Source organism: Streptomyces sp. NPDC005302, from assembly GCF_040607345.1.
In the GTDB taxonomy this organism is placed as follows: domain Bacteria; phylum Actinomycetota; class Actinomycetes; order Streptomycetales; family Streptomycetaceae; genus Streptomyces.
The window spans coordinates 57,439-68,621 of the sequence record NZ_JBEXGN010000032.1 but is presented as its reverse complement, the minus strand read 5'-3'; the positions used below and the strand labels follow the sequence as shown (position 1 = coordinate 68,621).

11 protein-coding genes are annotated in these 11,183 nt (G+C 73.4%); 8 read left to right on the top strand and 3 right to left on the bottom strand.

Annotated features, from left to right (window positions below; genetic code table 11):
* From ABZT74_RS32295 to ABZT74_RS32280, 4 genes are all read left to right on the top strand, one after another.
* On the top strand, window positions 1-181 hold a 181-nt coding region (locus ABZT74_RS32295), incomplete at its 5' end, for a hypothetical protein (RefSeq protein WP_356440739.1).
* 347 nt (window positions 182-528) lie between these two features.
* The gene (locus ABZT74_RS32290; RefSeq protein WP_356440736.1) at window positions 529-1,341 is read left to right on the top strand and encodes a class II aldolase/adducin family protein; all 813 of its coding nucleotides are present in this window, start codon (window positions 529-531) and stop codon (window positions 1,339-1,341) included.
* A gap of 481 nt (window positions 1,342-1,822) precedes the next feature.
* Window positions 1,823-2,962, top strand: a complete 1,140-nt coding sequence (locus ABZT74_RS32285) for an alpha/beta fold hydrolase (RefSeq protein WP_356174072.1) — start codon at window positions 1,823-1,825, stop codon at window positions 2,960-2,962.
* A 211-nt stretch (window positions 2,963-3,173) separates the two neighbouring features.
* Window positions 3,174-4,577: a hypothetical protein gene (locus tag ABZT74_RS32280; RefSeq protein WP_356174075.1), complete on the top strand. Its 1,404-nt coding sequence runs from the start codon at window positions 3,174-3,176 to the stop codon at window positions 4,575-4,577.
* Window positions 4,578-4,738: 161 nt separating this feature from the next.
* Here the strand turns inward: ABZT74_RS32280 and ABZT74_RS32275 are convergent, their stop codons facing one another.
* Together ABZT74_RS32275 and ABZT74_RS32270 are read right to left on the bottom strand one after the other, a co-directional pair.
* Window positions 4,739-5,152 carry a VOC family protein gene (locus tag ABZT74_RS32275; protein ID WP_355876620.1) on the bottom strand — a complete coding sequence of 138 codons (414 nt, stop codon included), beginning with the start codon at window positions 5,150-5,152 and terminating at the stop codon, window positions 4,739-4,741.
* A 139-nt stretch (window positions 5,153-5,291) separates the two neighbouring features.
* Complete coding sequence (locus ABZT74_RS32270) at window positions 5,292-6,182, bottom strand: neutral zinc metallopeptidase (RefSeq protein WP_356440734.1); 891 nt, start codon at window positions 6,180-6,182, stop codon at window positions 5,292-5,294.
* A gap of 326 nt (window positions 6,183-6,508) precedes the next feature.
* Between ABZT74_RS32270 and ABZT74_RS32265 the strand changes: the two genes are divergently transcribed.
* The 3 genes from ABZT74_RS32265 to ABZT74_RS32255 all read left to right on the top strand — a co-directional run bounded on the left by ABZT74_RS32265 (window position 6,509) and on the right by ABZT74_RS32255 (window position 9,646).
* Window positions 6,509-8,107, top strand: a complete 1,599-nt coding sequence (locus tag ABZT74_RS32265) for an ABC-F family ATP-binding cassette domain-containing protein (RefSeq protein ID WP_356440731.1) — start codon at window positions 6,509-6,511, stop codon at window positions 8,105-8,107.
* 370 nt (window positions 8,108-8,477) lie between these two features.
* Window positions 8,478-8,699, top strand: coding sequence for a helix-turn-helix domain-containing protein (locus ABZT74_RS32260; protein ID WP_006123601.1), 222 nt, complete (start codon window positions 8,478-8,480; stop codon window positions 8,697-8,699).
* A 143-nt stretch (window positions 8,700-8,842) separates the two neighbouring features.
* The gene (locus ABZT74_RS32255) at window positions 8,843-9,646 is read left to right on the top strand and encodes an enoyl-CoA hydratase/isomerase family protein (RefSeq protein WP_356440729.1); all 804 of its coding nucleotides are present in this window, start codon (window positions 8,843-8,845) and stop codon (window positions 9,644-9,646) included.
* A 126-nt stretch (window positions 9,647-9,772) separates the two neighbouring features.
* On the opposite strand, the gene ABZT74_RS32250 is transcribed toward ABZT74_RS32255, so the two are convergent.
* Window positions 9,773-10,531, bottom strand: coding sequence for a nucleopolyhedrovirus P10 family protein (locus ABZT74_RS32250; RefSeq protein ID WP_356440727.1), 759 nt, complete (start codon window positions 10,529-10,531; stop codon window positions 9,773-9,775).
* An 88-nt stretch (window positions 10,532-10,619) separates the two neighbouring features.
* Between ABZT74_RS32250 and ABZT74_RS32245 the strand changes: the two genes are divergently transcribed.
* Entirely contained in the window at window positions 10,620-11,102 is a 483-nt protein-coding gene (locus tag ABZT74_RS32245; RefSeq protein ID WP_356174088.1) for an Asp23/Gls24 family envelope stress response protein, read from the top strand.
* Window positions 11,103-11,183: the final 81 nt, after the last annotated feature.

The window sequence follows — 11,183 nt, the reverse complement described above, 5'->3', positions numbered from 1 at the left end:
GTTCGAGACCGGCCGGGGACCCGTGGAGGAGATCCTGGTCACCCGGCAGATACGACACCACCGGCCGGTGGTGTCGTATCTGCCGGGTGACCAGGTGGACCAGCCGGCGCGAAACGTGCTCGGGGGGCCGCGTCGCGGCGCGCCGGCCGGAGGGCATGCCGTGCGGCGAAGGCCCGGCTGAATCGGTGCGGGTGTTTCACCGGTGCGCGCTCGTGCGGATGACCGGCGTCCGGCCCGTCTCAGGCCCGGCCCCGACGCCGAAGTCCCTGCTCCGGCGCACCGGGGCGGCCGGGCTCAGGCCGTGGCAGGTGCCGCGCCGGGCGCGGAGGACGAGCATGCGCCCGGGCTCCCGAAGGCGCGGGCGCCGTTCGTTCCGGGAGGGGACCGTCCTCGAGGTGCCGACGCGGACGACTGGCAGGATCGCGGCATCGCGGCATGCCCGAACGGACCGGCGAGGCGACGGACGGGACGGCAGGGCGGACAGCTCGAGCCGCGGGCCATGCGGGCGGGACGGCGGGAGGACCACGGATGACGGACGGGCGCGACGGGCAGGACCGGCAGGACCGGCGCGACGAGGCCGGGCGCGACACGGACGACGCGCACGGTGAACGGCACGAGCGCGGCGACGAGCGGGACGATCCGCCGACCGGGGCCGCTGAGGCCGCTGACGTCTCGGGGGAGGGGCGGGACGCCCGGGACCCGGTGATCGCGGCGGCGTGGGACGAACTCGTCGCGACGGCCCGCCGCACGGTGGCCGACGGGCTCGTCGTCGGAACCTCGGGGAACGTGTCCGTCCGCGTCGGGGACACCGTCCTGGTCACCCCCACCGGTGTGCCCTACGACCGGCTGACCCCCTCCGACGCCGTCGGCGTCGACCTCGACGGCCGCCAGTCCCTCGGGTCGCTGCGGCCGACCAGCGAGCTGCCCATGCACCTCGCCGTCTACCGCGAGACCGACGCCCGGGCCGTGGTCCACACCCACGCCGCGCACGCCACGGCCGTGTCGACCCTCGTCCCCGAACTGCCCCTGATCCACTACATGGCCGGTGCGCTCGGGGGCCCGGTCCGCGTCGCCGACTACGCGACCTACGGGACCCCGGAGCTGGCCGCGAACGTGCTCCGGGCGCTCGACGGCCGCACCGCCTGCCTGATGCAGAACCACGGCACGCTCGCCCACGGAGCCTCACTGGACCAGGCGTACGACCGCACGGCCCAGCTGGAGTGGATGTGCCGCGTCTGGCTCCTGTCCTCCTCGGTCCCGGGCCTGACCCCCAGCCTCCTCTCGCCCGCCCGGCTCCAGGAGGCGGGAGAGCGCCTGCGGGGCTACGGACAGCCGGGCTAGGGGAGGGCGGGGGAGGGCTGGGGGGCTGTGCTCCGCCGGGCACGGCCAGGGGTCCGCGCGGCGCAGCACCGACGAAGGCGCGGAGCCCGCGCGAGGCATGGGTCCGCGCGGGTGCGGACCGGTCGTGAGGCAAGGGACCCGAGAGCTGGAAGCACCCTCGCGACGATCCGTCCGACGCCAGGAGGCTGGGGAGCGCCTGCGGGGCTACGGACAGCCGGGCTAAGGGAGGGCGGGGAGGGCTGGGGGGCTGTGCTCCGCCGGGCACGGCCAGGGGTCCGCGCGGCGCAGCACTGATGAAGGCGCGGAGCCCGCGCGAGGCATGGGTCCGCGCGGGTGCGGACCGGTCGTGAAGCAAGGGACCCGAGAGCTGGAAGCACCCTCGCGACGATCCGTCCGCCGCGAGGGTGCTTCCAGGGAGAGGGCTGTCACCGCCGGCCCCCTCCCACTGGCCGAAGGCGGGCTCCACCGGGAGACTGGTCGGGTGCGCACCCTAAGAGCGACGGCCGCGGCCGTAACTGTCGCCACAGCCGTCGCCACAGCCGCCGGCGCGGCCTCCGTGGCCGCGGGCCGGTTCGCCAGCGACGCCGCGCTGAAGACGCGTCCCGGCAAACCCCTGCCCACCGAACCCCGGCTCACCGTGCACGCCACGACGGACGGCGGGATCACCCTGACCCGCGCTCTGGCCTCGCGGCGCCCCGGCACCTACGGGCTCGCCGGCGACGGCAGCCACGCCGTCGTCGGCCCGGTCCAGGACGCCACCCCGCACACCGCCGACACCGTGGTCCGCCGGCTGGACAGCGTCACCCACGGCTCCCTGGAACCCGGCGACAAGGTCTGGCTCGTCCCCAACCTGTACGTCGGTGACCCGCAGTCCGCCCTCGGTCTGGAGCACGCCGACGTCGACGTACCCGGCGAACTCGGCGCACTGCCCGCCTGGTTCGTCCCCGCCGTGCGCGACACCTGGATCATCACCGTGCACGGCCTGGGCGCCACCCGGGAACACCCCATGAACGTGATGAGGTTCCTGAACGAACGGCACTTCCCGGTGCTCGACCTCGCCTACCGCGGCGACCTCGGCGCCCCGCGCTCCCCGGACGGCCTGAACCACCTCGGCGAGACCGAGTGGCGCGACCTCGACGCGGCCATCCGCTACGCCGTGCGGTACGGCGCCCGGCGGATCATCCTGTACGGCTGGTCCACCGGCGCCACCATGGCGCTGCGCGCCGCCGCCCACTCCGCGCTACGCGAGCGGATCTCCGGCCTGATCCTGGACTCCCCGGTCCTCGACTGGGAGGCCACGCTGCGCGCCCTGGCCGGAGCCCGCCACACCCCGAACTTCCTGCTGCCCCTGGCCGTGCGCGCCGCCCAGGGCCGCACCGGGGTACGCGGCGAGCGCATCGCGCACGCCGCCCACCCCGACCGGCTCACCGTGCCGACCCTGCTCGTGCACGGCCCGGACGACACCATCGCCCCCTGGGGCCCGTCCCGCCGCCTCGCTGCGAGCCGCCCGGACCTGGTCACCCTCTCCACCGTCCCGGACGCCCCGCACGCCGCCATGTGGAACGCCGACCCGGCAGGCTACGAAGAGGCGCTCCGCCGCTTCCTCACCCCACTGATGTGACCCCGGCGGCGATCCGGGGCAGCCTCCGACGCCCCGGGTACGGGCTCCCGGCCCGCCGCGACCGCGCGCTTCCGGTTCGGTCCCGGACAACTCCCCACGGCGCACTTTCCGGTGCGGCGAGCGCCCCGACGGGCCCGCTCCCGGAGCACCACCGGCACCCGCGAGAGCATTCCGTTTGGGTTTTCGGACCGTCAACCGGAAGACTGCACCCGTGACGTCCCGTAACCCGCGCGACTCCAGGCTCCGACTCGTCAGCCCGCGGCCCCTCGCGGCCGCTCCCCGAGCGGTGACCCAGCGCCGCACATCGCGCCCCGCACCGCGACCGCCGGAGGGCACACCGCCGCCCGCGGAACTCGCCCGCATGGCACGCACCGGCCTGTCCGACGCGGCCCGCGTCGCCCGCTGGGCCGACGCCGCGCTGCGCCCGGGGCGCGACGACGCGACCCCCGACGGCAAGGGCGCGCTCTCCGAGGCGACCGCCGAACGGGCCGCCACCGAACTCGGACTGACCCCGGCTCAGGTCCGCGCGGACTGGGACACCGCCCGGCTGGCCGGCCTCATCGAGGTGCACGGCGACAGCGCCCGTCCCGGCTGGCGGCTGCGCGCCTGGAGCCGCGACGACAGCGCCGTCCTGCGCGGCTGGGTCGCCCTCTTCGACGCCTGGTCCCTCGCCCACCCCGAACCCGCGGACCGGGCACCGGGCACCGTCGCCGAGGTCGTCTCCGCGATGCCCCAGGTGCTCTCCTTCCTCCAGCTCTCCGCCGGGCCCGTCCCCGTGGAGCAGCTCCTCGATCTCCTCGAACAGCGCGTCACGGAACTGCGCACCGAGCGCTGCGAGGTCGCCTACGGTCCCGGGCCCGAGCCCGCCCCGGAACCCGTCGAGATCCCGGACGCCCCGCTCGCCCCCCTCCTCGAATGGGCGCTGCGCGCCCTCGCCTCCGTCGGCGCGCTGACCTACGGCGACGCACAGGCCACCCTCACCCCGCTCGGCAGCTGGGCGGTCTGGGTCAAGCTGGAGCAGATCTGCGTCGCCGCGCAGAGCCCCGCCGGGAACATCGAGCAGTCCGCCGAGGACATGCTCCGCGGCTGTGCCCAGCTCCGCCCCAACGCGGCCCGCGCCGAGTACCGCGCCTGGCTCGCCGCCCGCCCCGTCGGCAGCGCCGTCACCGAGCTCCTCGCCGCCGCCCGCGGCGAGGACGCCCTCACCCGAGGCCTCGCCTTCGAGGCGCTGCGGGTGGTCGGCGCCCCCGCCGAGCCCGACGTGCGCGCCGTGGCCGACGAGTCGTGGCTGCGCCCCTACGCCCTGCTGTGGCTCGCCGAGCACGACGGTCACGACCCCGAGGACGCGCACGAGGTGCTCACCCGCGCCGAGTCCACCTGGCTGTGGGTCGACACGGCCGCGGCCGTCGCCGACCACGGCGACGCCCCGCTCCTCGTCCGCCATCTGGAGTCCGCGGTGCAGGCGACCGTGCCCGCACTCCTCGACGAGGTGCGCGCGGTCGGTCACCCGCGCACGGTGCAGGTCCTCGTCGCCCTCGCCGCCGCCCACCCGGACCCGGCCCTCGCCAAGGCCGTACGCCGGGCGGCCTTCCAGGTGCACACCGGCGGGAGCTGACCCGGGAGCCGCCGGAACCGGAGCAGAGGCACGCGCCCGCCGGACAGCGCCCTGGGGCGCTGTCCGGCGGGATCTCCGGGCAAGCGGCACAGCCGCGGACCCGGGGAAGCGGTCTCGCGTCCGCCCGACGGCCGGGCAGCGGAGGCGGGGGAGCGCGGCTCCTACGCGCCTATCTCCGGGGCGTACGTGCCGAAGCTCCAGATGTTGCCCTCGATGTCCCTGGCCATGTAGTCCCGCGAGCCGTAGTCCTGGTCGGCCGGGGCCATCAGGATCTCCGCGCCGTGGTCCACGGCCCGCTGATGGTGGGCGTCGACGTCGTCCACGACGATGTACACCCCGCACGGGCCGGCGCTCTTCATCGCCTCGTCGAAACGCCCGCCGCGGCCCTTGGAGCCGAGCATCACCGCGCCGTTCCCCTGCACCAGCTCGGCGTGCATCACCGAGCCGTCCTCGCCCTCGTAGACCGACAGCTCGGTGAAGCCGAAGGCCTCGGTGAGCTGCCTGATCGCCGCCTTCGCGTCGGAGTACAACAGCGAGGGATAGATGCTCGGGCGTCCGCCGTTCGTACCAGCCATGCCGATCACTCCGTCTCGTCACATCGCCGGAATCCGATCCGCTGCCCAGTCTGGCACCGGCCACTGACAACGCCCCGCCGGCCGCGGTCCGCCGCCCACGCCCCGTCCGCGGGCCGGGCGGTTCCCGGCCGGCACCCGCTCACCGGAACGTGTTGCACTGCGCCATGTCGCCGCTGCTGAAGCCCTGGTAGAACCACTGCTGCCGCTGCTGGGCCGACCCGTGCGTCCACGTCTCCGGCGTCACCCGGCCCTGGTACCGCTGCTGGATCCGGTCGTCACCGACCGCCGCCGCCGCGTCCAGACCGTCCCGGATGTCGGCGTCCGTCAGCGAGGTCAGCAGCGGCTTGCCCGACGACGTGGACGGGGTGGTCGTCGCGTGCCGCGCCCAGACGCCCGCGTAGCAGTCCGCCTGGAGCTCCACCTTCACCGCGTTGCTGTCCGCGCCCGTCACCCCGTCCTGTGACCGGGCCAGCGTCCCCATCAGGTCCTGCACGTGATGCCCGTACTCGTGCGCCACCACGTAGGCCTGCGCGAACGGTCCGCCGCTGGAGCCGAACTTGGTGCGCAGATCGTCGAAGAAGCCCAGGTCCAGATAGACCTTGCGGTCCCCGGGACAGTAGAAGGGGCCCACGGCCGACGTGGCGGTGCCGCAGGCGGTACCGACCTGGCCGCTGAAGAACACGGTGGGAGAACGGGTGTAGGTGCCGCCCCGGCGCGTGAACTCCTTCGTCCAGTGCGTCTGGATGCTGTTGACCACCGCGACGACGCGGCAGTCCTCCTGGGCGTTCGCGTCCCGCCCGGTCCGGCAGGTCTGCTGGAGCTGCGCCAGCGAGGAGGAGGCCGGCGCGGGCCCGTCGCTTCCGGAGGACAGGCCGAGCTGGTCGGGACCGACCCCGAAGAACAGCCCGAGGAGCAGGGCGATCAGGCCGGCGAGACCGCCGCCGATGGTCGCCCTCCCGCCGGGGATCCGACTGCCGCGCACATCCTGCACCTCGGACGTGTCCAGGTCCGCGTCGTCGTCGAACTGCATGGACACACCACCCTCTGCCGTACGCCGGTCGCTCGCTCCGTGGCGCCATCCTCGTACGCTCCCGGGCCCGTGGCCCCGGCCCGGGGGCCGAACGGGCTACGCCCGCGCCCGGCGGCCCCCGCAGCGGGTTTCCGGGCCGGACGTCCCGCGCCTTCGGGCCCTCCGCGAGGCACGGGACGGGGCGAGTGTCACAGTGCCGGAGGCCCGCACACCGGAAAGGAGGTTGCACGGCCCCGTTAGACTTGCCCCCATGGCCTGTCTCCTCGCGCATTAGACGGCGGGAACGCCCTCAGCCGTCCTCCTTCCCCCAGCCCTGGAGTCTGTCCGTGATCTCCGCCTCCGGTATCGAGCTGCGTGCCGGCGCCCGCATCCTCATCGAGTCCGCCACCTTCCGCATCGCGAAGGGCGACCGCATCGGCCTCGTCGGCCGCAACGGCGCGGGCAAGACGACCCTCACCAAGGTCCTCGCCGGCCAGGGCCAGCCCGCCGCGGGCACCGTCACCCGCTCCGGCGAGGTCGGCTATCTGCCCCAGGACCCGCGCACCGGCGACCTCGACGTCCTGGCCCGTGACCGCGTCCTGTCCGCGCGCGGCCTGGACGTCCTGATCCGCAAGATGCGCGAGAACGAACAGCGCATCGCCAACGGCGCGGGTGCCACCCGTGAGAAGGCCATGCGGCAGTACGAGCGCCAGGAGACGGAGTTCCTCACCAAGGGCGGCTACTCCGCCGAGGCCGAGGCGGCCACCATCGCCGCAGCGCTGAACCTCCCCGACCGGGTGCTCGGCCAGCCCCTGCACACGCTCTCCGGCGGTCAGCGCCGCCGTATCGAGCTGGCCCGCATCCTCTTCTCGGACGCCGACACCCTGCTGCTCGACGAGCCGACGAACCACCTGGACGCCGACTCGATCGTCTGGCTGCGCGACTACCTGAAGACGTACCGCGGCGGCTTCATCGTGATCTCCCACGACGTGGACCTCGTCGAGACGGTCGTCAACAAGGTCTTCTACCTGGACGCCAACCGCGCCCAGATCGACGTCTACAACATGGGCTGGAAGCTGTACCAGCAGCAGCGCGAGGCCGACGAGAAGCGCCGCAAGCGCGAGCGCCAGAACGCCGAGAAGAAGGCCGCCGCGCTGAACTCGCAGGCGGACAAGATGCGGGCCAAGGCCACCAAGACGGTGGCCGCGCAGAACATGGCCAAGCGTGCCGACAAGCTGCTCGCCGGCCTGGAGGCGGTCCGCGTCTCCGACAAGGTCGCCAAGCTGCGCTTCCCCGAGCCCGCGCCCTGCGGCAAGACCCCGCTGATGGCGGAGGGCCTGTCGAAGTCGTACGGCTCCCTGGAGATCTTCACCGACGTCGACCTGGCCATCGACAAGGGCTCCCGCGTCGTCATCCTCGGCCTGAACGGCGCCGGCAAGACGACCCTCCTGCGGCTGCTCGGCGGCGCCGAGAAGCCGGACACCGGCGAGGTCATCGAGGGCCACGGCCTCAAGCTCGGCTACTACGCGCAGGAGCACGAGACCCTCGACCCCGAGCGCACGGTCCTGGAGAACATGCGGTCCGCCGCCCCCGACCTGGACCTGGTCGAGGTCCGCAAGACGCTCGGCTCGTTCCTGTTCTCCGGCGACGACGTCGACAAGCCGGCCGGCGTGCTCTCCGGCGGGGAGAAGACGCGGCTCGCCCTCGCGACCCTCGTCGTCTCCTCCGCGAACGTCCTGCTGCTCGACGAGCCGACGAACAACCTCGACCCCGCCAGCCGCGAGGAGATCCTCGGCGCGCTGCGCACCTACAAGGGCGCCGTCGTCCTCGTCACGCACGACGAGGGTGCCGTCGAGGCGCTCCAGCCGGAGCGGATCATCCTGCTGCCGGACGGCGTCGAGGACCTGTGGGGTTCCGACTACGCCGACCTGGTCGCCCTCGCCTGAGCCCCCGCGCCCCCGCGAGGGGTCCGCACACCGAGATCGAATGACTGATCCACCGCGTATGGATCATTCGGCCGATCCGTGATCCACCATCTGTGTGAGATCTCCTCGTACCGAGGTGTGTCCTACACCGATTTTCCGGCCGAGCCCCGGCGAACACGGGGCTCGGCCGTCTTGCGTCGCTGACCAGGTACTTCGTGGAATTACCCGTTCGGCGGTAAGGAACGCACCAGCCGGAACCACAGATTCCACTCGTGGGGACGGGCTCCTGTCGTCAAAACCTTGTCTTACGGACCTTGCCGAATGGGTGGCCATGACGCCCGGGAGGGGTGATCATGAGAGTCCAGAGCGCACTTCCCATGAGGAGGCACGGGTGGCCGAGACTCTGAAGAAGGGCAGCCGGGTAACCGGCGCCGCGCGCGACAAGCTCGCGGCAGACCTGAAGAAGAAGTACGACTCCGGTGCGAGCATCCGAGCGCTGGCCGAAGAGACCGGCCGTTCGTATGGCTTCGTGCACCGGATGCTCAGCGAGTCGGGCGTCACGCTCCGTGGGCGTGGCGGAGCGACGCGGGGCAAGAAGGCCGCTTCGGCCTGAGGCCGGGCGTCCCCATCGGCTTCGGTGGTGACCACCCGGTCGGTCGGGTGACCGACCGGGTGGTTACTGTGCAGTCACTTAGGTGTGCCCTCGTGCTTCACGGGGTGCACACCTGATCCGACCGCACCCACCGGAGGCACCCCATGGCTTCGCCCGACAAGGAACTCGAACCGGTACTCGACAAGGACGGCGTACGGCTCACCGTCGACGACGCGATCGCCACGGTGACACTGACCAACCCGGCCAAGCGCAATGCCCAGAGTCCTGCTCTGTGGCGGGCGTTGACGCAAGCCGGCCGGTCACTGCCGGGCTCCGTCCGGGTCGTCGTCCTGCGCGCCGAGGGCCAGTCCTTCTCCGCGGGGCTCGACCGGCAGGCGTTCACGCCGGAGGGCTTCGACGGCGAGCCGTCGTTCATCGACCTCGCGCGCGGTTCCGACGCCGAGCTCGACGCGACGATCGCCGAGTACCAGGAGGCGTTCACCTGGTGGCGGCGCAGCGACCTCGTGTCCGTAGCCGCCGTGCAGGGGCATGCCATCGGTGCCGGGTTCCAGCTCGCGCTCGCCTGTGACCTGCGCGTCGTCGCCGACGACGTGCAGTTCGCCATGCGCGAGACCAGCCTGGGCCTCGTGCCCGACCTGACCGGCACGCACCCCCTGGTGAGTCTCGTCGGGTACGCCCGTGCCCTGGAGATCTGCGCGACCGGCCGCTTCGTGCTCGCCGAGGAGGCCGAGCGCACCGGACTCGCGAACCTCGCCGTGCCCGCGGCCCAGCTCGACGACGCGGTCGGTGACCTCACCGCGGCCCTGCTGGCCGCCCCGCGCGACGCCGTGATCGAGACGAAGGCCCTGCTGCGCGGCGCCCAGGAGCGTTCCTACGAGGACCAGCGCACCGCCGAACGCGCCTCGCAGGCCCGCCGGCTCCGGGACCTCGCCGGCGTCGGCGACTGAGAACGACGGGCGAAGCGCGTCCGTACGGTTCCGCCGTCCGGACCGTGGGCGCGCTCCCGGGGCGACCGAGCGGACGCCGGGTGCCGTCGGCCTCGACAGCCCGGCGCCCTCTCCTCTCGTACGGCGTCAGCCGACGGCGGTCACCAGGACCGCCACGGACGGGGTGTCCCGAGCGGCCTCCGCGACCGCCGTCCTGACCGCGCGTGCCACCTCCACAGCGCGGAAGTCCGGGGAGACCGCGAGCTCCACACGGACGTGACGGCGGGGCACGGCCGGCTCCGAGGCGGCAGGAGTCGTGATGTCCACCGATCGGCCCAGTGCCTCCGTCAGAGAGGTGACGCCCGCGACCGCCCGGACGACGGCGGCGATCCGTGCCGCCTCCGGATCGCTCGGGACCTTCGGCTCCTTCGGCCCGGCAGCCTCCCGTACGCCCTCGCCCTCCTCCTTGTTGCTCTCCGGCCTCTGCGGCGGATCCGTCAGCAAGTCGGTCACCTGAAGGTCCACCTCGCTCACGTCGAGGCCGAGCCGCTGCGCCGCGGCCGCCGACAGGGCGAGCCGCAGCCGCTCCGCGGTCGCCGGCAGCGGGTCGGACCCCGGGGCCGTGGGATCCGCCGCCGCCCCGAACTCCGCCGTCACGCGCAGCGGACCGGGTGCGAGGGCACTGGGCGGGGCCGGTACGGCGGAGGCGTACGGCGCGTCCGGATCGGCGAGCGCGATCCGCAGGGCGCCGAGACGCACGCCGTCCACGGCCGTCGCCGCCCGCCGCAGCACGGCGTCCGCGGCGCTCTCCGTGATCCACGCGCCGTCGCGCGAACGGCCCAGCGGCAGCAGCCTGCCGAGTCCGAGCTGCTGCCGTACCACCTGCGCCCACCGGTCCGCCGTCATTGCTCCAGCCTGCCCCATCAGCGGGCGCGCGACCGCGCGACCCGACCTACTGTGGGCTCAGGAGGACGACCGAAAGGGACGTACGGCAATGACCGATATGACCGAGCGGAACCGGACGGACAGCCCCGACTCCGAGAAGGAGGCCGGCCGCAAGCCCACCAAGCGCGGCGGCGGGGACCCCGCGACGCGCGGACGGACCACCATCGCCGACGGAGTCGTGGAGAAGATCGCCGGGCTCGCCGCGCGCGACGTCGTCGGCGTCCACGCGATGGGCAGCGGGATGAGCCGGACCATCGGCGCGATGCGCGACCGGGTGCCGGGCACCAGCAGCAGCAAGTCCGTGACCCGTGGTGTGAAGGCCGAGGTCGGTGAGGTACAGACCGCACTCGACCTGGAGATCGTCGTCGACTACGGCGTCTCGATCGCCGACGTGGCACGCGACGTGCGCGAGAACGTCATCGCGGCCGTCGAGCGCATGACCGGCCTCGAAGTGGTCGAAGTCAACATCGCGGTGAGTGATGTGAAGCTTCCCGAGGAAGAAGACGAGGAACCGGAGTCACGTCTCCAGTGACCCCGGGCCGTCCATACGTCCCGGACCACCACCCGGCCACCGCGTCACACGTGATCACCCGGCCGCCGAACCGCTGAGGAG